The 24,714-nt window shown below is 36.2% G+C and carries 15 protein-coding genes; 6 read left to right on the top strand and 9 right to left on the bottom strand.

Translation table 11 applies throughout. The features are described 5' to 3' along the window. Positions 1-103 precede the first annotated feature (103 nt). Both IWC72_RS14225 and IWC72_RS14230 read left to right on the top strand, forming a co-directional pair. Positions 104-823, top strand: coding sequence for a carboxylesterase family protein (locus tag IWC72_RS14225; protein WP_194530215.1), 720 nt, complete (start codon positions 104-106; stop codon positions 821-823). A 225-nt stretch (positions 824-1,048) separates the two neighbouring features. Continuing rightward, positions 1,049-2,428, top strand: a complete 1,380-nt coding sequence (locus IWC72_RS14230; protein WP_194530216.1) for an FG-GAP repeat domain-containing protein — start codon at positions 1,049-1,051, stop codon at positions 2,426-2,428. Between the two features lies 1 nt (position 2,429). On the opposite strand, the gene IWC72_RS14235 is transcribed toward IWC72_RS14230, so the two are convergent. From IWC72_RS14235 to tsaD, 8 genes are all read right to left on the bottom strand, one after another. Beyond that, the gene (locus IWC72_RS14235) at positions 2,430-6,014 is read right to left on the bottom strand and encodes a VCBS repeat-containing protein (RefSeq protein ID WP_194530217.1); all 3,585 of its coding nucleotides are present in this window, start codon (positions 6,012-6,014) and stop codon (positions 2,430-2,432) included. 102 nt (positions 6,015-6,116) lie between these two features. Next, complete coding sequence (locus tag IWC72_RS14240; RefSeq protein ID WP_194530218.1) at positions 6,117-7,862, bottom strand: RagB/SusD family nutrient uptake outer membrane protein; 1,746 nt, start codon at positions 7,860-7,862, stop codon at positions 6,117-6,119. A 60-nt stretch (positions 7,863-7,922) separates the two neighbouring features. Beyond that, the gene (locus tag IWC72_RS14245) at positions 7,923-11,261 is read right to left on the bottom strand and encodes a SusC/RagA family TonB-linked outer membrane protein (protein ID WP_194530219.1); all 3,339 of its coding nucleotides are present in this window, start codon (positions 11,259-11,261) and stop codon (positions 7,923-7,925) included. A gap of 307 nt (positions 11,262-11,568) precedes the next feature. Then, positions 11,569-12,687 carry a THUMP-like domain-containing protein gene (locus IWC72_RS14250; RefSeq protein ID WP_317171411.1) on the bottom strand — a complete coding sequence of 373 codons (1,119 nt, stop codon included), beginning with the start codon at positions 12,685-12,687 and terminating at the stop codon, positions 11,569-11,571. A 73-nt stretch (positions 12,688-12,760) separates the two neighbouring features. Next, complete coding sequence (locus tag IWC72_RS14255; protein WP_194530221.1) at positions 12,761-13,861, bottom strand: AI-2E family transporter; 1,101 nt, start codon at positions 13,859-13,861, stop codon at positions 12,761-12,763. A gap of 24 nt (positions 13,862-13,885) precedes the next feature. Then, entirely contained in the window at positions 13,886-14,533 is a 648-nt protein-coding gene (locus tag IWC72_RS14260; RefSeq protein ID WP_194530222.1) for a DUF4159 domain-containing protein, read from the bottom strand. 155 nt (positions 14,534-14,688) lie between these two features. Next, a complete protein-coding gene (locus IWC72_RS14265) occupies positions 14,689-15,396 on the bottom strand; it encodes a 16S rRNA (uracil(1498)-N(3))-methyltransferase (protein WP_194530223.1) in 708 nt (235 codons plus the stop codon). A 70-nt stretch (positions 15,397-15,466) separates the two neighbouring features. After that, a complete protein-coding gene (gene tsaD / locus IWC72_RS14270) occupies positions 15,467-16,498 on the bottom strand; it encodes a tRNA (adenosine(37)-N6)-threonylcarbamoyltransferase complex transferase subunit TsaD (protein ID WP_194530224.1) in 1,032 nt (343 codons plus the stop codon). Positions 16,499-16,606: 108 nt separating this feature from the next. Between tsaD and IWC72_RS14275 the strand changes: the two genes are divergently transcribed. The 4 genes from IWC72_RS14275 to IWC72_RS14290 all read left to right on the top strand — a co-directional run bounded on the left by IWC72_RS14275 (position 16,607) and on the right by IWC72_RS14290 (position 24,227). Then, the gene (locus tag IWC72_RS14275; protein ID WP_317171412.1) at positions 16,607-21,010 is read left to right on the top strand and encodes a translocation/assembly module TamB domain-containing protein; all 4,404 of its coding nucleotides are present in this window, start codon (positions 16,607-16,609) and stop codon (positions 21,008-21,010) included. Between the two features lie 273 nt (positions 21,011-21,283). Next, positions 21,284-22,270, top strand: coding sequence for a 6-phosphofructokinase (pfkA, locus tag IWC72_RS14280; RefSeq protein ID WP_194526833.1), 987 nt, complete (start codon positions 21,284-21,286; stop codon positions 22,268-22,270). A 21-nt stretch (positions 22,271-22,291) separates the two neighbouring features. Further along, positions 22,292-23,293 carry a type I glyceraldehyde-3-phosphate dehydrogenase gene (gene gap, locus IWC72_RS14285; protein ID WP_194526834.1) on the top strand — a complete coding sequence of 334 codons (1,002 nt, stop codon included), beginning with the start codon at positions 22,292-22,294 and terminating at the stop codon, positions 23,291-23,293. An 82-nt stretch (positions 23,294-23,375) separates the two neighbouring features. Continuing rightward, positions 23,376-24,227, top strand: coding sequence for an N-acetylglucosamine kinase (locus IWC72_RS14290; RefSeq protein ID WP_194526835.1), 852 nt, complete (start codon positions 23,376-23,378; stop codon positions 24,225-24,227). Positions 24,228-24,304: 77 nt separating this feature from the next. Here the strand turns inward: IWC72_RS14290 and IWC72_RS14295 are convergent, their stop codons facing one another. Then, positions 24,305-24,685 (bottom strand): RidA family protein, encoded by a 381-nt coding sequence (locus IWC72_RS14295; protein ID WP_194530226.1) that lies wholly within the window; start codon positions 24,683-24,685, stop codon positions 24,305-24,307. Between the last annotated feature and the right edge of the window lie 29 nt (positions 24,686-24,714).

Here is a 24,714-nt window from a genome sequence, read left to right on the forward strand (position 1 = left end):
AACGGATGCCTATTTAGGCATCCGTTTCTTATTAGCGCTCTTTTTAATATCGTATTTTAACCGATGAATTCCGTTATATCTATTTGCGGATAAGAATTTATAAATGCTGCAAAGATTATATTTCATTTTACTCTGCTTTGTGTTACAGAGTTGTGCTGCCCAATCAAAATATAAATTGGTTGATGCTGAACAAGAAACAGTCATAAAAGAGAACTATAGCTATTATTTATACTTCCCAGAAGGATATGATGAAAAGCCGGAAGAGGAGTATCCTTTACTGTTATTCCTTCATGGCGGGGGAGAGTCAGGAGATAGCTTGGTATATGTAAAAAGAAATGGACCGCCTAAATTAATTAAAAGAGGGAAGAAGTTTCCTTTCATGATTTTAGCGCCCCAGAATCCGCAAAAGAAAATGTGGTGGAACACACGTTCCGTAATGCAATTACTAGATACTATAGTAGCGAACAATCGCGTGGACAAAAATAGAATTTATCTAACCGGACTCAGTAGAGGAGGAGGGGCGGCTTGGGAAATGGCCGTTCAGTACCCTACAAAGTTTGCTGCCATGGCCGTTGTTTGTGGAATGACACCTTTGCCCTATGCTTCTTGGATAGATAAGAAAATGCCCATTTGGGTTTTCCATGGCGAGGAAGACCAATCCATTCCAATTTCAGAATCGGAAACCATGGTTTCTAAATTAAAAAGTATGGGCCATGACATTCGTTTTACCAAATATCCTGGCGTTGGCCACGATTCTTGGATTAAAGCTTATGAAGATGATGAGCTATATGAATGGTTTATGGAACAGGAACGACAGGAGTGAGTAAATGATTGATTAGGTCTAAATTAGGAAAAAGTACCCTGTCTGTTTTTATTTGTTTCAAAATTTAATCTCTTTTTTATTAGCGATATTTTAATGAAAGGTTTTGTACAATTGATAATTCCGATATTATTCTTTGTGAGTTGTTCAGAGAATATGTCTAAAAAAGGGGGTGAATTATTTGTGACCCAATGTTCTAGTTGTCATGCTTTACCAAGGATTAAAGATTTGCCAAAGAATTTATGGAGAGATCAAGTACTGCCAGAAATGGGAGCCAGAATGGGTATTAGTGTTTCTGACTATAATCTACTCGGTGGCTTTTCATTTCAAGAGCAACATGCTATTCTAAATTCGGGTATATATAGTGTGAAGCCTCAAACTTCGCTAGAAGATTGGAAGTTACTTAATGAATATATAATTTCCGTTGCTCCAGATAGTTTGAAAAATAACCAGTATCAAATTCAGGTGGCCGAACTTAGTAATTTTGAATTCTCACCTGTTGATGTAGATAGTTCAGATGGTAGTTCGATTATGTTTGCAAAGTTCGACACAGTAAAAAATAAATTGAACATTGCAGACACTAGAGGACGGGTATTTGAATACGATAAAGAGGATAAAAGCTTAAAGAAACTCCTTAATGGAAGTGGGCCTATTTCTAGCTTTATTGAAAATGATAGCATACAGTACGTTACATCTATTGGGTCGTTAAGTCCTACGGAAATTGTTAATGGAAGAATATTTGAAATTAACGATAATACGGTTCAATCTTTACCAATTGATTTTCATAGGCCTGTTCATACTAGCGTATATGATTTTGACGAAGATGGTATAGATGAAATTTTGGTCTGCGAATATGGAAATTTAACGGGTAGCTTATCGTTAATATCTAAGTCACCAAGTAATATTTTTAAAAAGAAAATATTATTGGGGCAACCTGGAACTATAAGGACAATTGTAAGAGATATGAATGGGGATGGAAAAAGTGATATTGTTGTTATGACTGCTCAGGGAAATGAGGGGGTTTCAATTCTCTATCAAACTGATAGTTTGAATTTTAAATCTGAACAAGTAATTCATTTTAGTCCGGTATATGGCAGTAGTTGGTTTGAAATGGTTGATTACGACAACGACGGAGATCAAGATATAATTACTGTTCATGGGGACAATGCAGATAAAACCCCAGTATTAAAACCATACCATGGGATGCGTATTCATTTGAATGATGGAGCTAATAATTTTGAAGAGATTTTTTTCTTTCCTTTAAATGGAGCCACACGTTCTGTTAGTGCGGATTTTGACCAAGATGGGGATATAGATTTTGGTCTAATTTCAACTTTTCCTGATTATAAAAACCATCCAGAAATGTCATTTGTTTATTTGGAAAATGTAGATCAGGACAAGTTTAGGTTTGAAACTAAAATTTTAGGAAGTGATTTTTCTGGGCGATGGTTTTTGATAGATTCAGGAGATTTTGATCAAGACGGAGACATAGATATAGCTTTAAGTTGTGCAACTTTTAATTTCACGGCTGTGCCCAGTAAATTGGCACAGGTTTATGAAGATAATCCTTGGGATATGTTGATATTGGAAAATCTACTTATAAATTAATTTAAGGCTGAAATTGCCTTGTTAGATTACCATTGTTATTATAGAAACGAATTTTTTTATAATCAGAGTTTATGTCAATAAACCTTCCTGACTGAGATTGAAAAGTGCTTCCCCAGTAGAATTCATGCATCTGTTTTTTGCCGTTAGATAAGTCTAAATAAACCTTCACTTCATTTGGTTTTAATGTAAAGGTTTTTGTATTGGATATCTTAGATTTAGAAAATACTTTTAAAGAGTCATTGTTTTGAGAGGCAGTTATAAGTGTTTTTTCGGCACCACCTCTTAACTTTACCAGTGCTTTTGCGTCTCCAGGTATAAAGAAACCACTATTGTCTAAGGAGACAGGAACAAAACGACCATTGCCATTATTTTTAAGCAAGATTCCTATAAAAGCATCTGCAGGCCCTTGCTGTACTTCCATACCATAATCGTTACCTACTAGAAGAATATCAGTTAGGTTGTCCGTATTGAAATCCAACGGCAGAATTCCGTAGACCGGTGCAAACTGCGCTTGGATAGGTAATGGATGTATTTTAAATTGATTATTTCCTAAGTTCTCTATCCATGAGCTTTTCATATAAGTTAAGGAGTCTACCTGAGCGTCATCTAGAAGACCATCCGTAAACATTTCAGGAAGTGTAGATTCTCCAAATGCACCGTATGAATTGAAAATCTTTCGTATTCCCACATATTGTTTGGTGACATCTTGCCAAGGGTGGTAGAGATATTCTTTTCTTGTGCCAATGCTATCTCTAAGATAAAAAGAAATTAGTGGGTCAATAGAGCCGTTCTGATCTAAATCTTTTGCGTAAATACGTACAGGTTCTTTTTTAGAACCTTTGAAGTTTATATTATTCCCAACATTTCCAGCAATATAGTCTATGTCTCCATCATTATCCAAATCGGAAGCAGCTAGACTATTCCACCAGCCAAAATGTTTTTGAATTCCTGTGCTGGCTGTTATTTCAAATAATTTACCATTCTCATTTCTAAAAAAACGTAAGGGAGCCCATTCTGAAGCTAAAATAAGGTCAGGCCAAGAGTCACCATTAAAATCGGTCCAAAGGGCATCGCTAATCAAACCAGGGTATTCAAGATTTGGATTAATTGTTTTAGTTACATCTGTAAATTTGATTTTATCCTTAGTACTATCGTTTCGTAAAATGTAAGAACGATCGGACATAGGGTATGAAAAGGGTAATACTCTACTTCCAATAAATAAATCTAAGTCTCCATCATGGTCAAAGTCAGCGGCTTTAACTGTAGATGAATTTGTTTTCATTTCTGGGAGGCCATTTTCTAATTTAGAAAAATGACCATTTCCATCATTTATCATTAAAATATCTTGATAATAATTATGGCCAATAGGATATTGTGCGCAACCACGAGCTATGAATAAATCCAAGTCACCATCTTTATCTGCATCAAAGAGTAGAGTTCCTGCATCTTCTTCCTCTAGTTCATCGGATTTTTTATAGGCAACTTCAATTTGATTAAAAGTTTGGTCAGGGTTTTGAATAAACCATTTTTCTTTAAAATTCCTGCTTGCGGCAACAAACATATCTTCTAAGCCATCATTATTTATATCGCCTACAGAAAGAGAAGGGCCGTATTGCGAAAATTTATGAGGTAAGGTGCTTTGAAAATTAAAATCAATAAAATCATGATCTAAAGAAAGATGTTCTAGATTATATTTATGGGTAACATTTTGAAAAATTGTATTTGATTCTGGTTTTTTAGGAGAATAGGTCTGAATTGCCTGAGCGCTATATGTAATCTCTAAGAGAGAGTCTATTGCGGTAGTTTTAACCATTTGACACTCCCTATTTGGCCAAGTGATTAACAGGCTATCTATACTTTTCTTCTTTCCCAATCCAAAATGGAAAGTGAGCTCTGGTTGAGAAAGGTATCCTCGCCCAGATAATAGGGACTTTTTCTGATGTAAGGTATCCGAAAAAATTTCGATATACGACCCAATAGCATTGGGGTTATTTTCCTTTCCATTCAATTTTATTCGGAGGTAGTGCTGATGTTTTTCATGTTCATTGGATTTGTTTTCCAATAACAGTGCATTATCATTAATATTATTTACAACTAAATCCAAATCTCCATCTTGATCAAGGTCTCCGTAAGCGGCACCGGTTGAGTAGGTGGGCAGATTTAACCCCCAATCTTTAGTACTATCTTTAAATTTTAAATTACCTTGATTGTTGAACATAAAGTTGGGAATCTTTATTTCGGGTATTGCCGCAAGTAATTTCTCTTTGGATAGTAACCTACTTGAACTAGCCCTGAAATCCCCAAAATCTCTATCTGTTACGTCTTTAGGAAAGCCATTTGTAATAAAAAGGTCTTGTAGCCCATCATTATTATAATCAGCAAAAAGTGGGGCCCAGCTCCAGTCCGTCTCTTTTGTATCTGTTAACATAGCTATTTCCGCATATACAGGCAATTCTGTTTCTGGATTGGTTCCTAGTTGTGTTTGAAGTGTATTACGTGCATACTGTTTTTCGTAATCGTATTTTTTAATGAATATTTCTTTCTGATAATTACTAGGACCTTGAAACAGTTTTTTTCTTTTGTTATAATATGGAAGCATTTCAGTAGTAAACAATTCTAGGTTTCCATTATTATTAATGTCTGCCGCATCACTGCCCATTGAAGATAGAGAGAAGTGTTTAAATATTTTACGCGCCTCATTAGTAAAAGTACCGTTCTGGTTGTTAATATAAATTAAATCACTACTTAAGAAATCATTAGCAACATAAATATCTGGCCAGCCATCACTATTAAAATCGTTGATTAAAGTGCTATGGCTATAACCATGGAATTTAATACCCGCTTTTTCAGAAATATCTACAAACTTCTGTTTATTAAGTATAGTGTCAAAAACGTTTTCATAGAGACGGTCTTTACTCATGGAAGAGCCATCATCTTCAATAGGTCTAAAATCACTAGGGTCAATACCCTCAATTCGGTTCACACCAATAAACAAATCTAGATCACCATCGTTATCAAAATCAAAAAATTGAGCATGCGACGAGTATGTATTATCTGCAATACCATATTCCTTGGCCATTTCCTTGAAGCTAGGTATTCCTTGGGAATTATTGCCTTGATTAATATATAGCAAGTTTTCTCTTCTGTTTTCCTTTTTCCTAAAAGTATTACAAACATAGATATCCATCAATCCATCCGCATTAATATCAATAATGGATACACCAGAAGACCATTGTAACGAATCTCTTTTTTTTATAAGGGAGGTCTCAGTAATATCTTTAAAATTCAGACCTTTTAGGTTTAAAAAGAGTTTATTTTCAACTTGGTTCCCTGCAAAAAAAATGTCATCGAACCCATCACCGTTTATATCTCCTAGAGCAACTCCCGCACCATTATATACGAATTCATTATCCATTATATTAATAGAATCATTTTCAATAAGTTGATTATTGAATACGAGATTAGAAACTTTTTGGTTTACAATTACAAACCTAGTTGAAGGTAATTGCTCTTTGCAACTAGTAAAAAGCAAGAGTATAACAATGGAACAGGAATATAATATTTTGGAAATGGTATTTATTTTCATTTGATTCTAGAGATATACAGGTCTACAAATATGCGAGAAGGTTAAGATATAAACAAAGAAAGCTGCTCAATTGAGCAGCTTTCTAAGTGTAACATTAAATTATTAGTATCCAGGATTCTGAGATAAAACGCCTGGTTGTAAATCAAGTTGGGTTTGAGGAATAGCTCTATATTCATCTTTGCCAGCAGTAAAGTTCGCTCCGGAGTAGGCAGATTGTAAAAATTGCACTTCATAATCAAGATAGTAATTGATTTCTTCTGCTGCAATTCCCCATCTTACCAAGTCAAAGAAACGATGCCCTTCACCCGACAGCTCTAGTTTTCTTTCAAAACGTACTGCTTCTGTGGCTGATTCTTTGTTGGCAAACTGAGCAGCTGAGTATTCTGAAATATTATAGTTGGCTGCATCGGTACCATCTTCATTTTTAATCCAGAATTCAGATTTGGCCGCTCTGGCACGGACCATATTTACATAAGTCCTTGCTTTTTCAAGTGTTCCTGCTTCTATTTCTGCTTCAGCAGCCATCAGTAATACATCTGCAAAGCGTATAATTGGATAGTTCATAGTAGCGTATCCACGTGTCCATGAACTAGCGTCAGTAAGTGTACCTTCCTGATCAGCATAGTATACAAACTTTTTAGGCGAATATGGCCCTCCATAGGCCTGCACTCTTATCCATGCTTGACCTGGGTGAGGCCTCCAACCTAAATAAGGTATATCTCTTCTTCCAATTGAAAAGTCAATTCTAGGGTCAAGAGGGCCTGCATCTGGAGTAAATGGTTCCGTAGAAGCAATATCCATATCATTTTTTACTGCATTAGCGGGGTCGTTGTAGGACTTATCTAATAGAGGAAGTCCATCAGCTCCAGTTCTAAACGAATTCGCTAATTCAAAGCTAGGCTGAAAAAAGCCACAACAATCACCAGGTCCTGCGTTACCTGTAAGGTAAGGGTAATTTAAATCATCAAACCAGTTAGAGTTTTTTACATCACCTGTTTGATTTGAAGATTCAACATCCATAATCGCTTCTACATGATTGTCAAAAGCTGCGTTGAATACCTTCGCATAATCATCTAGCAAAGCATACTTTTCGCCATTCCATGCAACACCATTATCAATAACATCATCAAACCATGTTTTGGCTTCAGCATACTTCTTTTGATACAGCTTTGCTTTAGCCATATAAGATGCTGCAGCCCATTTGTTTACTCTTCCTGCATCAGTAGTTTCTGGAAGGTTGTCATAGGCATATTGAAAATCAGATTCAATCATAGCCCAAGCATCTCCGTCATTGGCTATTAAAACAATATCAGTAGGGAGTACGGTTTCGTCAAAAACAACAATGTTATTGAAGTTTTTCTTTAAGTCAAAATAGAAATGACCTCGTAACATTCTAGCTTGAGCACTAATTTCGGTTATTTTTTCCGCAGGGAGAGATTCACTACTTTTAGCAACTGTACTTAAAACCGTGTTACATCTGCTGACACCTTCATAACGTGCAGTCCACAAACCATTAACTTCTGAAAAAGTAGCATCTGCTTGGAACCTCTGGAAAGTGGCTAGCGAAGCTCCATCTCCTGGGTCAGTTCCTTTATTGGCATCCCCTCCAAGTACGGACCCTACAAGCCAGTGATTAGGAGTAGAGCCACGATTACCACCTAGGTTTCCATTAATCATGGAATAGGCACCAATTAAAAGGCCATCAATACCTTCGCTTGTGCTAACTTGGGCATCAGCTAAGGAGCCTGTTGGGGCTATTTCCAAAAACTCATCACTACAGGACACACTTAAGGTGAGTAGTGAGACCATAAGCACGGCCATCTTTTTTGAATTCAAATTTGTTTTCATAATATTTTTTTAAAATGCGATTTGTAACAGATATTCTTTACAAGATTTATTGTAATCGAATTAAATTCCAATTTCAAAATTGATCATATATTGTGGACCTACGGGATAGTTTCCTATATCAATACCAAAGTTGGTATCAGCACCACCACCAACACCTGGATCAATACCACTGTAATTTGTATACGTCCATATGTTGTTGGCAGAAAGACCTATTTTTAATTTGGTCAAACCTAATTTATCGGTTAGGTCTCCTCTAAAATCATAAGAAAAAGAAAGCCTTTGTAGTCTAAGGTAACTACCATCTTCAACATACCATGAGTTACCTACTGTGTTTGTGCTGAAGTTAGAAGCACTTTCCCATCTTGGAACCTGAGCATTATTACCTAGCTCTGGAGTCCAAGAATTAAAAGCTGCTGGCCCTTTTGCAGAACCTTCAAATACTCCATAAAAATCGGTGTACCATTTAGTTTGGTTCCAAATTTCGTTTCCTATTGATGTGTACCAGTACGTTTCGAATTCTAATTTTTTATATTTAAAATTAAGAGTGAGGCCTCCTGTAAAATCTGGAACTGGACTACCCAAAAATTTACGGTCATCCGTAGTAATTCTTCCATCACCATTTACATCTTCATACTTGAAACGACCTAAACCTTGACCATCTTGAGCATCAACCGTTTCCCCTTCTTCATTTACATAGGAGCTTGCATCAAGTTCAGCTTGACTATTAAAATACCCGGTTACATTGTAACCATAAAAAGAAGAAAGTGAATGACCTACAGCATTTCTAGTGGCCACAATATCTCTAACTGACGGACCATCGAAAAAGTCAACACCTGGCGCCAATTCTTCAATTTCATTCGTTAAGAAAGCTCCTGTTACTCTAGCTTCAAAAGAAAAGTCTTCAGTAAAGTTACCCCTACCGATAATTTCAAAATCAATTCCTTTGTTAGACATTGTTGCAATGTTTACAGAAGGTGCAGCTGCATAATTTCCAGTAACACCTGGTAATGGTAGTTGGTAAAGAAGGTCTTCCGTATCTTTTTGCCACCAGTCAAAAATAAATTCTAATCTGTTATTGAAGAAACTGGCATCAAAACCAATGTTCAGAGTTGTACTGGTTTCCCATTTAGCATCAGGATTACCAATACGGCTTGCGGCAAAACCTTCATCAGTGCCAGATGCTTGCCCTGTTGTTTGATAAAAAGTACTTGACCTATCAGACGCATATAGAGAATATTGGTTATTTGGATCTACATTGTTTGAGTTACCCATTTGTCCCCAACCAGCACGAATTTTCAAATCGCTTACAACTTCTTGGTCTTGCAAAAAAGGCTCACCAATTACACGCCATGCCCCAGATACTGCGGGAAACACTCCGTATCGATTGTTTTCTCCAAAACGAGAAGATCCATCACGACGAAGAACTCCGGTAATGTAATATTTATCATCAAAATTATAATCTAATTTACCAAATAAAGAATAAAAGTTTACTCCTTTAAATTGGCTACTGTTAACAACAGGGCTCTGTACTACGCTTAAACTTTGAAAATCAAGATCTGTAGAGAATGGATTAATACCAGAACCACTTATATTACGACCTTTACCCGTATTTAATGCTTCTATACCAGCTAAAGCTTTTACCCGATGCTTGCCAAATAACTTATCATAGCTAGCAGTATTAGTAAATGTCCAGTTGAAGAAGTAGCTACTACCCTCACTATATCCATTACTTGCTTGAGGTTCAGAATCTCCTAAATACTTGTAGGAATAGGAATTGTAATAGGAATTGGAATAGGTACCTCCAAGGCTTGATCTAATTGTTAAACCGTCAATTGGTTTTAAAAGAACATATATATTTCCTGTTCCTCCAACAGCATATGCTTTATCGTCACCATCATCATTTTTCAATACGCGAACAGGGTTACGAGCGTTACCAAAACCAGCAGCTTTTGTACTAGCGTAGCTGCCAAATTCATCATATACAGGAATTATTGATGGCATACGAATAGCTGATAGAATAACAGATTCGTCATCTGCACCACCAATACCGCCGCCGCCGCCAAATCCTCCTGTTACAGAGCGATAAGTGGCTTGGAAATTTTCTCCAATACTCAACCAAGGTGCAATGTCCCATTCTGAGTTGAAACGAGCCGTGTAACGCACAAATTCGTTTTCAAGTAAAATACCAGATTGGTTTTGTCCTGAAATACCAGAATAGAATCTACCATTATCAGTACCACCGTCAAACCCAACGGAGAATCTGCTAATAGGAGCAATTCTGGTGATTTCTTTGTACCAATTTGTTCCGGCTAAGTTGGGCTTAATCAAAAAAGTATTATCGGGGTCGTTCTCATAATTAGCTTGAATCTGAGCAAGATTTACCTGACTGGCAGAAGCTCCACTTACTCCATCTGCATATAGATAGTCCGGTAAAGTAGCGATTGCGTTCGATCCATATTGAGGATGTCTGTAATCAACAGGGTCTCCACTTACTGAAGCATCATTCTCATACGCTATGTGGGTATACCTTGCTTGGTCTTGAGGGCTTAATATTTCTAAAGCACCACCAACATTAGGGTCAGTCACACCACTAGATATGTTTACCGTCATTTCAGTCTTGCGCTTACCTCTTTTACCTTGTTTGGTTGTGTAAACTACAACACCATTTGCTGCTCTTGCTCCGTATATGGAAGCTGCGGCAGCATCCTTCAGAACAGTAGTAGTTTCAATATCATCTGGATTTAAGAATTCAGTATTTGATACAGGAAGCCCATCTACAACATATAACGGTTCATTACCTCCAAAAGCACCAAAACCACGAATTCTGATTTGACTAGTAGTTCCTGGTTGCCCATTTGTAATAACAGTAACACCAGCAACTCTACCTTGTAACTGCTGCTCTACGTTACCAGAAGGAATTGCTGCTAACTCTTCCGCCTTTACAATGGAAACGGCGGCTGTTGTTTCTCGTTTTGTCTCTGTTTGGTAACCAGTAACAATAACTTCATCTAAAGCGGCTGCATCATCAGCCAATGTAATGTTGATAGTGTTTTGGCCATCAACAGGAACTTCTTTAGTAACAAAACCTAAATAGCTTATCACTAAAATAGCATCATCTTCTACATCTAAAGAGAAGTTACCATCAAAATCAGTTTGAGTTCCATTTGTGGTTCCTTTAACCACAACATTTGCCCCAGGTAGCGGAATTCCACCGCTATCTAAAACTGTTCCTGTTACCGTGGTTTGAAAAACGTTCTTGACCTCAATTTTGAGATCTGAACTTGAGTTTGCAAATGAACTTTGTGGCCCAGCGCAAATCATCATTGAGAAAAGCCCAATTCCCAGTGAGGAGATTTTACTCTTGGACCTTAACGATTTGTAATCGCGTTTTTGATTCATAATGTGAGTGTTGTTTGTTAGTTTATTAAATTCTTATTTTTCCGACGTAATGTTAAGAAAAACAAAAAATAAATGTAACAATAATATGAGTATGTTAAAAACCGGGTAAGGGTTATTTTTACTGGATTGTGACACTTTCAATAGTAAAAATGTTGCAAGAGTCAATATTTTACACTTTCGAAAATCTATAGATGCATTGATATTGTGGCCATTAACCATTTTTAGTAAGATTTAGTCCATGCTTCATTTGTGTTAAATATTTCTAAAAAAATATTTAAAGATTAACATAAAAATTTAATGTCGAGTGTTAAAATTTGACCTTTTTGCACTGTAGAACTATAACGTTTTCGAGAAAATCTTTGGTAAAAAACAGATAGATTTCTCCACCATCTTTAATTTTCATCTTCTTTCTAATGGTAGCTACGCTTTCAGGAAAGTTCCTTGTAGTTATGTTTGCATTCTTGATTCCTGCTTTTTTTAAAGCCGATTTATTGTAAGGAAGGACGTCTTCTATTATAAACCTGCGACCAGGAAAATCAAGCAGCTTATCTGAAGTGTACAAATGGGTGTTGGTATGGAGTTTCTTTAATTGTGTTGCTTGGCCAATGATTTTGAATGCGCCTGATTTCAGGATGGCTGCATTGGGTTCGTAGAGGTAGGTTAATGGTTTCGAGAACTCAGAAACCACTTCTTTTTCGGAATTAAGGGGAAAATCAAAGGTTTGATTGTTTTGAGCGCTTTTATTTATAGTTTTTATAGAAATGCCTCCATGATACCCTTTTTGTAAAACCCATAGTAATTCTTTTACATCATTATTTATGGCAATTATATGTATTTCCTTAATGTGATTCAGTTCATTTATTCCTGCGGAAATATCTAATAAGGGAGCTGTTTTTATAAGAATATTATCGGATTTGGAGAATAATAAATCCAAATTTTCGACAACATTGGGTAGACAATCCGAGAGTAAAAAAACACGTTGCTTTAAATTATCTCTTCTTGATGGGTCAATGTAAATCCAATCAAAATTGGTCTTAGAATTCTTTATAAGGTCCAAGCCATTTTGCGCATGCGTTTTTACGTTGATGGCTTCCAAAATTTTAAAATTATGAGCTGCAATTTCAGATAGATTTGGGTCTAGTTCACAGTGATGAACTTGATCTGTTTTCTTGCTGAAAAAATAGCTGTCAATACCTAGTCCTCCAGTGACATCTACAAGAGATTTTCCACTGACTAAATCCGCTTTATATTTCGCTGTAATTTCGGAAGAAGTTTGCTCAATATTTAATTTGTTGGGGTAGTATATATTACTGGCAGAAAACCAAGTTGGTAGTTTTTTTTCTGATTTTTTACGTGCTTCGAGCTGTTCTGCCAGTTCACTATTGGAAACATTGGTGAAAATAGGTTTTTTGAGTAAAACTGACATGATGTCAGCACTCTTATTTTTTATTATAAATTCCTGTACACCAGTATTTAATATATTTTTATTCAAACTAAAACTATAAACTTTTGGTAAGTGATTTAACCAGCCTATTTTCGGATAGAAACTCCTTCAAAATCACCTTAATTGCGGTGTATCCGGGTACGGCAACTATCATTCCTACTACCCCAAAGAGTAGTCCTGCAATAATTATTATTAAGAAAATTTCAAGCGGATGAGACTTTACGCTATTTGAAAAAATCAAAGGTTGAGAAAAGAAATTATCCACTAACTGTCCTACTAATAATCCTATTAAAACATAGCCTGCTTTCGGCAAAATTATAGTGCTAAAATCCATGCCCAAATTACTTGTCATTGTAAGTACGATCATGATGACTCCACCAATGATCGGACCTACATAAGGAATGATGTTGAACAGGGCACATAGGAAGGCAATTACAATGGCATTTTCAATACCTACAATGAGCAATGTTATGGTGTAGATTATGAACAAAATAAAAATCTGAAGTAGTAAACCAACAAAATATCTGGAAAGAAGATTATTGATTTTATTTATAGAATGAATGGTTCGTTTTTCGTTACTCTCGTTTACAAAAGCCAAGATTCCGCTTTGAAAAAGGTTGCTATCCTTTAAGAAAAAGAAAGAGATGAAAAGAACAGAAAACAGACCAATACTGGCTGTACTTAATACATTTAAAAATGAATTAAGAAAATTGGGGATAAAACCAATGTTTAAACTATCTACAATGGTCTTTTCAAAGTCCGTTTCTTCAATAATTTCATCAACCACGTTAGGTGCGGTTCCTATGAAATTCACAATTTGATCATGTAAGGAGTCTAGGTTTTGTTCCAGTTGATTTATGTCTAGTAAAGAAAGGTTTTTACCTTGTTCGGTAAGTAAGGGTACAAAAAGGGCTATAATCCCGGCTAAGATACCTACCATTAGGACCATTGTAATTATAACCGCCAAGGTGTTGGGCACTTTTAATTTACGTCTAAGGAAAAATACAACGGGTCTCCCTATTAGGGCGATTACCGCTGCAATAGCTAAATATGCAATTACGGATTGTATCATCCATAAAAAGTAAAGTAATAGCGCTACACCAAGTATAATGCCTACTGAGCGTAGAATACCTTGGCTAATTGTTTTTGCGTCCATTAGTAATTTGGTTTTTGTCTTTCACTAATTTTTAAAGGCATAGTTCATTATATTGGCACCCATTTGTAGTGCTTTTGTTCTAATTTCTTCAGGGTCATTATGCACGGATGGGTCTTCCCAGCCATCACCCAAATCACTTTCTGTAGTGAATAACAGTACGAGTCGGTTTTCTTGAAAAACACCCAAAGCTTGAGGTCTTTTTCCGTCGTGCTCATGGATTTTAGGTAATCCATCGGGAAACTTGAAAATTTCTTTAAAAATAGGATGGTCACTACCTAGCTCTTCTAAAGTACTGTTAGGGAAAACCTTTTCTAGTGCTTTTTTTAGGTAAGGGGCCATGCCGTAATTGTCGTCAATATGTAAAAATCCACCGGAAAAAAGATAGGTTCTTAAATTATCTGCCTCTTCGTCGGAAAAAACTACATTTCCATGTCCTGTCATGTGTAAAAACGGATATTGAAAAATAGTACTGCTACCCACTTCTACGGTTTGGGGTTTCTCATTTATTTCAGTACCGGCATTTTCATTACAAAACCTAATTAGATTGGGTAGGGCCGTGGGGTTCGCATACCAATCCCCGCCGCCATTATATTTTAAAATAGCAACTTCTTGCGCTTGAACCTGTGCTAATGCTAGGGTGAAGATAATAACGAAATACGAAAGTTGTTTCATTTGTAATCAAGCTGAATAACCATAAATCAAATGTATGAATTATGATGGTGATACGAATTGTTCTTATGTGTATTGTTTTACACGGCGATGTTACAATACGCTCTAAAATCAGGAAAAGCCTAAAGCAAGCAATGGTAAAATGAAATCGGAAATTATTAACCGTTATTAATCATATTTACCGTAGTACAGGCTACAATTGCCGCAGTTTCAGTACGAAGACGGTATTCGCCCAGAGAAACGGGTAGAAAACCTTTCTCATAAGCAGTTTTAATTTCATTTTGCGAAAAATCGCCTTCAGGGCCAATGAGTATGGTAATGTCTTTGTCTGGTGCAACTCTACGTTTTAAGTCTACTTTTTCTTCTTCTTCACAATGCGCAATGAATAGAAGTCCGCTTTGTTCTTTTTCTATAAAATTTTTAAAAGAAATGGCTTCGTTCAATTTTGGTAAATAGCTGCGTAAACTCTGTTTCATTGCAGATTGAATTACCTTTTCTAACCGTTCTTTTTTTATGATTTTTCGCTCTGATCTATCGCAAAATACGGGCGTGATTTCATCCACTCCTATTTCGGTAGCTTTTTCTAAGAACCACTCAAAGCGGTCATTATTTTTGGTAGGAGCAACCACAATATGAAGCCAATGTGCCTTGGCGTATGTTTTTTTAGTGGAAATAATTTGAGCTTTGCATCTTTTTTGGTCAGCAAATAAGATTTCAGATTCAAAAATATAGCCTTGCCCATTGGTGATATGTAGTATATCGCCTTCTTTTTTGCGAAGCACTTTTACAATGTGCCTACTTTCTTCTTGCGAGAAAGTGAATTGGGAAATACTTTTGTCTAAATCAGGGTTATAAAATAGTTGCATAGCACAAAGGTATAAACAATTTTGAACGGTTTGAGTTCATGATTCGACTAGATAAATTTTGATGAGTTACTTATTTTGAAGACAGAACATACCGTGCTTTTGCTGTAACATCCTGCTTAGAAAATTGGTTCTGTTGGTATTTTAAATGACCTACGATGCCTATCATTCCTGCGTTGTCCGTGCAATATTCAAATTTGGGAATGAACGTTTGCCATCCTCTATTTTTCTCAGCCATTTTCAACGCGTTTCTAATACCTGAATTAGCACTAACACCACCTCCAATAGCTATTTGAGTAATTCCGGTCTGTTCTACCGCTTTTTTGAGCTTATCCATTAAAATATGAACAATCGTTTTTTGAATGGATGCACAGATGTCGTTCAAGTTTTCTTTAACAAAGTTTGGGTTCTTAGCGGTTTCTTTTTGAACAAAATATAAAATACTTGTTTTTAATCCGCTAAAACTAAAGTTTAACCCATTAACTTTTGGTTTAGGGAAAAGAAAAGCCTTGGGATTTCCTTCTTGTGCATATTTGTCTACCAACGGGCCTCCGGGATAGGGGAGTCCTAAAATTTTTGCACTTTTATCATAAGCTTCACCAACAGCATCATCAAGGGTTTCTCCTAGAATTTCCATGTCAAAATAGTCTCTAACTAGGACAATTTGTGTGTGTCCGCCGCTAATCGTCATAGCTAAAAAAGGAAATTCTGGAGCGCCATCTGGTTGCCCTTCAATGAAATGCGCCAAGATGTGAGCTTGCATATGGTTTACCTCGATCAATGGGATGTTAAGACCTAATGAGAGAGACTTGGCGAAAGAGGTGCCAACAAGGAGTGACCCCATCAATCCGGGCCCACGTGTAAAAGCTATGGCAGATACTAGTTTTTTGTCGATATTTGCTTTATTCAAAGCTTGGTGTACTACCGGAACAATGTTTTGTTGGTGAGCCCGTGAGGCAAGTTCAGGTACGACACCCCCATATTCCTCGTGAATCTTTTGAGTGGCCGTAACATTACTGAGCACTTTTTTGTTGCTTAATATAGCGGCAGATGTGTCATCGCAAGAAGATTCAATAGCAAGAATATAAATAGTTTCGTTTTTCACCGAGTTTGGAATAAAAGTTGACGTCGCAAAGGTAAAACATAAAGATCTATCAAAAAACTTAGAAAAATACTGATTAGAACCATGATGGTGCTCGTGCTGATCTGTATTTTGGGCACAGTCATACTTTCTTTGCCGTTCGTTCAAACAAGTTTTGCCAAATATGCCACTGATACCCTAAACAAAGATTTTGGAACAAATATTAATATAGATAAACTACGTATATCCCTGATTACTTGGGATACGAACCTTGAGGGTGTTTATATTGAAGATTACCAAAAAGACACACTTTTTTACGTTAACAAACTTACTACTTCAATTCTGAGTGTTCGGAATCTGAGCAAGGGAAAACTGGAGTTTGGTGATATTAAAATTGACGAGCTCGATTTTAAATTGAAAACTTATTTAGATAATAGAAATACCAACTTAGAGGTGTTTATAGATAAGTTTAATGATGGAAAGCCTAGGAAACCGGGTACGGATCCTTTCTTTTTTTCGTCTTCAGATGTTGAGATTTCCAATAGTACTTTTCGTTTGATAGATGAAAATTTTGAAAATGAACTTTTACTGGATTTTGAAGCGTTAAATATTGGGGCATCGGATTTTCAAATTTTAGGACCTCAAGTGTCTGCAGATATTAATAGTATGGCATTTAACAGTCAGCGTGGTATTAATGTGAAGCAGATGTCAACCGATTTTAAGTATACTAAGCAACAGATGCGTTTTGACTCGTTGCGAATAGAGACCATTGGTTCTCATTTAAAAGGAGATTTGGTTTTTGATTATGAACGAAAAGATTTTGCAGATTTCTTGAATAAAGTGAATCTAACGGCAGAGTTTGTTGATTCTGAGGTTGCTTTTGATGAGATAAACCTACTGTATAATCAATTTGGAAAGGGAAAGACGGTTAATTTTTCTTCTAAAGTGAGTGGTGTATTAAACGATTTAGATACAAACGAACTTTTTTTACAGTCTGATAATACAGGAATACGAGGCGATTTTAACTTTAAAAACCTATTCGTTAGAAAGCAGCCCTTTATCATGCGGGCAGATATGAAAAATGTAACTTCTAGTTATTATGAGTTACGTTCATTAATGCCTAATATTTTGGGTAAATCGTTACCTTCTTCATTTCAAAAATTAGGGCAGTTTACTATACGGGGCAATACTGTAGTGACTGAAAACTCTATAGATGCCAAGGTGAATCTAAATACGGCAATAGGCAGTAGCTATGCGGATCTTGAGCTTTCTGACATCAATAATATAGATAATGCAACCTATAAAGGTTTCGTTTCTCTAATTGATTTTGACCTCGGCGATTTTACAGATAATAAACAGCTTGGGAAGACAACTTTGGATTTTAATGTAGAAGGGCAAGGATTTGTGCAGGAAACCCTGAATACGGAAGTGATAGGGGAGGTGTACGCTATAGAATTCAATGATTACGAATACAATGATTTAAAGGTTTCGGGAATTTTAAAGGAGCAATTGTTTGACGGTACGCTTTTAAGTAATGATGAAAACATACAGTTTAGTTTTAAAGGACTTGCTGATTTTGGGGAAGCCAGAAACAATTTTAACTTTATTGCTTCTGTTGATTATGCAGACCTGAATAAATTAAATTTCATAAACGATAGCATTTCTATATTTAAGGGGAATGTAAATATGGATATTACGGGGAATACCCTAGATAATCTGGTTGGAGATGTAAAGTTTACCAAAACCATATTTCAAAATAAGAATGACATCTATTATTTTGAAGATTTTAAGGTGTCTTCCACTTTTGAGGATAATAATATGCGTGTAATAGATATCAACTCACCAGATATTATTACGGGCTATTTAAAAGGTAATTTTAAGGTAAAGGAATTAGGGCGTTTAGTTCAAAACTCTTTAGGTAGTATTTATACCAATTATAGACCTTTTCAAATTTCTGACGGACAGACCCTTGCGTTTAATTTTAAAATCTATAATAAAATTGTAGATGTGTTTTTTCCAGAGGTTAAGTTTGATCCCAACACCTTCATAAAGGGGAAAATTGTGGCAGATGAAGGTGATTTTAAACTTAACTTTAAATCGCCCAGTATAGTAGCATTTGGTAATGAGGCAGATAATATTGATGTTAAAATTGATAATAAAAACCCGCTGTTCAATACCTATATTTCGGTTAGCGACCTATCTACAAATTATTATGATGTAAAAGACTTCAACCTAATTAATACCACTTTAAAGGATACCTTGTTTTTTAGGACGGAATTTAAAGGAGGTAGCGAGTTGAATGATAGCTATAACCTTAACTTTTATCACACATTTAACAAGGACAATAAGTCTGTAATTGGTTTAAAAACATCTGACGTAAACTTTAAAGGGAACAAATGGGTTCTTAATAAAGACGGAGACAATAAGAACAAAGTGGTTATTAACCGTACGTTAGATAGTATAGATATTCGCGAGATTGTTATGAACAATAGCGCGCAAGAGCAGATTAGGTTAAAAGGACAATTGGCAGATTCTACATATAAAGACTTGCAGCTGCAGTTTAAAATTGTTTCACTTAACAAGATAACCCCTGCAATAGACAGTCTTAAGTTGCAAGGAGAGGTAAACGGTACCTTAAATATTTTGCAAAAGGATAACATTTATTTGCCGTCTTCTAATTTGGCCGTAGAAGATTTTTCAATCAATGATATGCGTTTGGGGGACCTCACCGTAGGCATTGTTGGGAATAAAGATTTGACTGAATTTGCTGTAAATTCTCAAATTACGGACAAGGGCCTTGAGAAATTAAGTGTTGTGGGCAATGTTAGTAATAAGGGGGATATACCAACCAGTAACTTGCTAGTAAGTTTAGATAAATTTGATTTAGAGCCATTTGCGCCCTTGGGTGAGGATGTTATAAATAATATTAGAGGTTTTGTTAGTGGTAATGCGCGCATTCAAGGACCGGTAGATAATCCTGATTTTAGTGGTGTTCTTACTTTGGATAAGGCTGGGTTGGGTATACCCTACCTGAATGTAGATTATAATTTTGCGGCTAATTCTAGGGTGAATCTAGATAAGCAAATGTTTGATTTTGATCAGATTAAAATTACTGATGTAGATAAAAAAACAAAGGCAACATTAGACGGTACAATTACACATTCCTTTTTTGATAATTGGGTACTAGATTTAAATGTAGACACCAAGAATGACCGTCTTTTAATATTGAATACAGATTTTGAGGAAGAGGTTCTGTATTATGGTACGGGTTATTTAGATGGAAAAGGAAGAATATTTGGGCCAACGAAGGCGCTGAATATAAAGGTTGAAGGAAAAACGGCTAAGGGGACTTCTTTAAAGATTCCGTTGAGTGATGTGGCATCCGTAGGGGATTATTCATTCATAAATTTTGTAGAAAAGAATCAATTAAACCAAGTTGAAGAAGAACGTATTCTTGATGAATTTCAAGGGTTGGAGCTCACGTTTGATCTAGATGTTACGCCAGATGCCGAGGTTGAAATTGTTACGGACACTAAAACTGGTAGTTCCTTAAAGGGTAGTGGGGTTGGTATTTTATTAATCCGAATCAATACCCGCGGTGCTTTTGAAATGTATGGCGATTTTGTTGTTGTGGAAGGGCAGTACAATTATAAGTTTGGAGGTGTAATCAATAAGACTTTTCAAGTAAAACCCGGAGGTACTATTGTTTGGGATCGGGAGCCGCTAAAAGCAACGTTAGACCTAGAAGCAGTATATGCTTTAAATGCGAATCCGGCACCTTTATTGGATAATCCTGGCTACACTAGACGAATAGCTACAGAAGTAGTTATTAAGTTAACGAATGACCTTGAAAGTCCAGATATTGAGTTTAATATTGATTTTCCGGGGACAAATTCTATCGTACAGTCAGAGCTGGAATATAGACTACAGGATCCCACTGTTGAAGAACGAAATGCCCTTTTTCTATTGGCGCAGGGTTCTTTTGTAAATGACCAAACCGGTATAGATCAGCAGGCGGTAACGGGTAACTTGTTACAGTCGGCATCTGGGCTGTTGAATCAAGTTTTAGGAAACAATGACAAATTTAACCTTGGGTTGTCTTACGAGCAGGGTATTTTAGATAGGAGTGCAGATTATCAAACAGAAAATAGGATAGGGGTTACTGTATCTACCCAAATAAGTGATCGCTTACTTTTTAATGGTAAGGTAGGGGTTCCGGTTGGAGGAACCACAGAAACTGTTGTGGCGGGTAATTTTGAAATTCAATTGTTATTGAATGAAGAAGGAACTTTGAGCGCTAAGTTTTTCAACCGAGAAAATGAAATACAAGAATATTTAGCAGATAGATTAGGGTACACGCAAGGTGTAGGTATCTCTTATGAGGTAGATTTTAACAGTTTTAGAGAGCTTTTTAAGAATATATTGAAAAAAGAAGAGCCCAAAGAAAAACTTCCAGATCCAAAGGAAGTGCCAAGTGCCGTAATGGGTAAGGATAGTCTATTAAGATTTTATCCAAAAGATAAACGGTTAAATTAAAACCGTTTACATAAAATAACGACACCCAGTCTTCGACTGCAAATGGGTGTTTCGTCGTATTAAAATCACTAAAAACTTACGAAAACGTTATAGTTTTGGGCGAAACCTCAATTTATGGTATTCTCAATGTTTAGGGGTCTTAAAGTGTAAGTTTGTTATAATTTAAAGAAAAAACTAAGAAAATGTGAGCTAAGTTATCATGATGTTAAATTAGAACGATAAGACAGTTGGAATTCAAATAAGTTTGTTAGTTTTGCGACTTAGTTTTTTTTAATGGCTTCAGAAATAAAGAAAATAGGTGTTTTGACCTCAGGAGGAGATTCCCCTGGTATGAATGCAGCAATACGCTCCGTGGTTAGAACTTGTGCCTACATGAAAGTAGATTGCGTAGGTATCTATAGAGGATATCAGGGCATGATAGAAGGGGATTTTAAACCGATGGATGCCAGAAGCGTTAACAACATAATCAATAAGGGTGGTACCATTCTTAAATCTGCACGTTGTGACGACTTTAGAACTCCAGAAGGTAGGAAAAAGGCCTACGAGCAATTACAGGCAGAAGGTATAGATGCATTTGTTGTAATTGGTGGAGATGGTAGCTTTACAGGAGCTATGGTGTTCAACCAAGAATATCACTTTCCTATTATAGGAATACCTGGTACAATTGATAATGATATATTTGGAACATCCAATACAGTTGGCTTTGACACCGCCATGAATACCGTTGTGGATGTAATTGATAAAATTAGAGATACAGCTAGTTCGCATAACAGACTTTTCTTTGTAGAGGTTATGGGTAGAGATGTAGGTCATATTGCTTTAAACGTTGGTGTTGGAGCAGGAGCGGAAGAAATTTTGATTCCTGAGGCTAACCGTGGTCTTGAGCGTTTGCTTGAATCGTTGAAACGAAGCAAAAAATCAGGAAAATCCTCCAGTATCGTTGTAGTTGCCGAAGGTGATAAGATAGGCAAAAGTGTCTTTGAGCTTAAGGAATATGTAGAGGAGCATTTGCCAATATATGACGTAAGAGTGTCTGTGTTAGGCCATATGCAGCGTGGTGGTTCTCCATCTTGTTATGACAGGGTCTTGGCAAGTAGAATGGGTGTAAAAGCTGTGGAGAGTTTGTTGGAAGGCCAGACTAATTTTATGGTAGGTATACAGAACAACAAAATTATATTAACTCCTATCAGTAAGGCTATAAAAGGGCATACAAAAATAGATAAGGAGCTTATTCGAGTTTCAGAAATAATGACAACATAATTTAATTCAAAACAATAGAGCATGTCAGATTTAAAAATAGGAATTAACGGATTCGGACGTATCGGAAGATTGGTCTTTAGAGAAACTGTAAGAAGAGAAGGTGTAGATGTAGTAGCTATCAACGATTTATTAGATGTTGAGCACTTAGCTTATCTTTTGAAGTATGATTCCGTACATGGTAACTTTGATGGTACTGTTGATGTTCAAGATGGTAACTTGATCGTTAACGGTAAAACAGTTAGAATTACTGCCGAACGTGACCCTAAAAGTATTAAGTGGGATGCAGTTGGCGCTGAAATAGTTGCTGAGTGTACTGGTATCTTCACAACTTTAGAAATGGCACAATACCATATAGATGGTGGTGCTAAAAAAGTAGTTATTTCTGCTCCATCTAAAGATGCACCAATGTTTGTTATGGGTGTTAACCATAAAGAAGTAAAAGCTTCTAACACGATCGTTTCTAACGCATCATGTACTACTAACTGTTTAGCTCCAATGGCTAAAGTATTGAATGATAATTTCGGTATTGAAGAGGCATTGATGACTACGGTTCACGCTACTACTGCAACGCAAATGACTGTTGATGGTCCTTCTAGAAAAGACTGGAGAGGTGGTAGAAGTGCAATGTTAAATATTATTCCTGCATCTACAGGTGCGGCTAAAGCGGTAACTAAAGTAATTCCTGCATTAGAAGGAAAACTTACAGGTATGGCTTTTAGAGTTCCAACTGCTGATGTTTCTGTAGTAGATTTAACAGTTCGTCTTGAAAAAGAAACTTCTTACGAAGAAATCAAAAAAGCTTTCAAAGCTGCTTCTGAAGGCGAATTGAAAGGTATCTTGGGGTATACTGAAGAAGCTCTTGTTTCTCAGGATTTCGTAGGAGATAAACGTACAAGTATTTTTGATGCCGGTGCAGGTATTGAATTGAACTCTAAGTTCTTCAAATTAATTTGCTGGTATGATAACGAAGCTGGTTTTTCTAACAAAATGGTAGATTTAGCTCAGCACGTTGCTAGTTTGTAATTTTTTTGAATATTACTAATTGTAATCCTGAGAGTGGGCAAAATTTTGCTTATTTTCAGGATTATTTTTTTAAACGAACATTATGATTTTAATTGTAGATAGTGGTGCCACAAAATCAGATTGGATTGCCTTGGATGAAAAAGGGAATCAGTTGTTTTTGACCCAAACGTTAGGACTTAGTCCCGAAGTATTGACAAGGGAAGTAATAGAAGATAGGTTAGCGAATAACTTTGAGCTTTCTAAAAACAAAGAAAAGGTTACTAGATTGCATTTTTATGGCGCCGGATGTGGCACCGAACGCATGAAAACTTTTTTAAGAGAGATTTTTAAAGACTTTTTTCCCAATGCAAAAGCAGATGTAAAGGAAGATACCTATGCTGCTATTTTCTCTACAACAAAGATTGGTCATCAGGGTATAGTTTGTATTTTGGGGACAGGTTCTAACTGTAGTTATTATGATGGACACCAATTGTTCCAGAAAGTAACCTCCTTAGGTTATATTCCTATGGATGATGGTAGTGGTAACTTTTTCGGAAGAAAATTGATTAGAGACTACTATTTTCATAAAATGCCACAGGATTTAGGTATTAAGTTCAGTAAAGAATATGATTTGGATGCAGATGTTATAAAAGAGAACTTATATAAGCAACCTAATCCAAATACCTATTTAGCTACCTTTGCTCGCTTTTTAGTGGAAAATAAGGATCACCCTTATTGTAAAGGGGTTATTGATAAAGGTTTCCAGCAGTTTGTGAACAATTATATTATGCAGTTTGAATTAGCTACTAAAGTACCAATCAACTTTGTGGGTAGTATAGCTCATTATCTGCAAGACGAACTTGTTACTGTTTTAGAGCGAAACGATTTGATTGTTGGTGTAATCCGTCAGAGGCCTATAGAAGGCTTGATGGAGTTTCATGTAGATACCATCTAAAAAAAACTATATTATAGAAAATATTTTATCTGCGGCAAGTCTTAATCTAGATTAAGGCTTGCCGCAGTTTTTTATGGCTATTTTACAGCAATAACGGATATTTCTACGTTTACGAATTTGGGTAAATTAGCAACTTCTACCGTTTCTCTTGCGGGTGCCGTTTCGCTATCAAAATAGGCGCCGTACACTTCGTTTACTTCAGTAAATTGGTTCATGTCGTTTAGGAAAATAGAGCTTTTAACAACGTTTTCAAAAGTCATACCCGCTTCGGTAAGGATGGCTTTTAAATTTTCCATAGACTGGCGCGTTTCTTTTTTAATATCACCTTCAATAAGTTTTCCTGTAGCAGGGTCAATGGGAATTTGACCAGAAACATATAAAGTATCTCCGCTTAGGATAGCTTGGTTGTAAGGGCCTATAGGTGCGGGGGCGTTAGAGGTGTTAATTATTTTTCTCATGGTAATTGTATTTTGCTTTTTAATTGAAG

This window comes from Zobellia roscoffensis, assembly GCF_015330165.1.
Classification (GTDB): Bacteria; Bacteroidota; Bacteroidia; order Flavobacteriales; family Flavobacteriaceae; genus Zobellia; species Zobellia roscoffensis.

Bases quoted from the DNA above. Each gene is read 5' to 3' on its own strand.
- pfkA (WP_194526833.1), top strand. From the start codon at position 21,284: ATGGCTTCAGAAATAAAGAAAATAGGTGTTTTGACCTCAGGAGGAGAT.
- IWC72_RS14295 (WP_194530226.1), bottom strand. From the start codon at position 24,685: ATGAGAAAAATAATTAACACCTCTAACGCCCCCGCACCTATAGGCCCT.
- IWC72_RS14225 (WP_194530215.1), top strand. From the start codon at position 104: ATGCTGCAAAGATTATATTTCATTTTACTCTGCTTTGTGTTACAGAGT.
- IWC72_RS14235 (WP_194530217.1), bottom strand. From the start codon at position 6,014: ATGAAAATAAATACCATTTCCAAAATATTATATTCCTGTTCCATTGTT.
- IWC72_RS14240 (WP_194530218.1), bottom strand. From the start codon at position 7,862: ATGAAAACAAATTTGAATTCAAAAAAGATGGCCGTGCTTATGGTCTCA.
- IWC72_RS14250 (WP_317171411.1), bottom strand. From the start codon at position 12,687: ATGTCAGTTTTACTCAAAAAACCTATTTTCACCAATGTTTCCAATAGT.
- IWC72_RS14260 (WP_194530222.1), bottom strand. From the start codon at position 14,533: ATGAAACAACTTTCGTATTTCGTTATTATCTTCACCCTAGCATTAGCA.
- IWC72_RS14255 (WP_194530221.1), bottom strand. From the start codon at position 13,861: ATGGACGCAAAAACAATTAGCCAAGGTATTCTACGCTCAGTAGGCATT.
- gap (WP_194526834.1), top strand. From the start codon at position 22,292: ATGTCAGATTTAAAAATAGGAATTAACGGATTCGGACGTATCGGAAGA.
- IWC72_RS14290 (WP_194526835.1), top strand. From the start codon at position 23,376: ATGATTTTAATTGTAGATAGTGGTGCCACAAAATCAGATTGGATTGCC.
- IWC72_RS14245 (WP_194530219.1), bottom strand. From the start codon at position 11,261: ATGAATCAAAAACGCGATTACAAATCGTTAAGGTCCAAGAGTAAAATC.
- IWC72_RS14265 (WP_194530223.1), bottom strand. From the start codon at position 15,396: ATGCAACTATTTTATAACCCTGATTTAGACAAAAGTATTTCCCAATTC.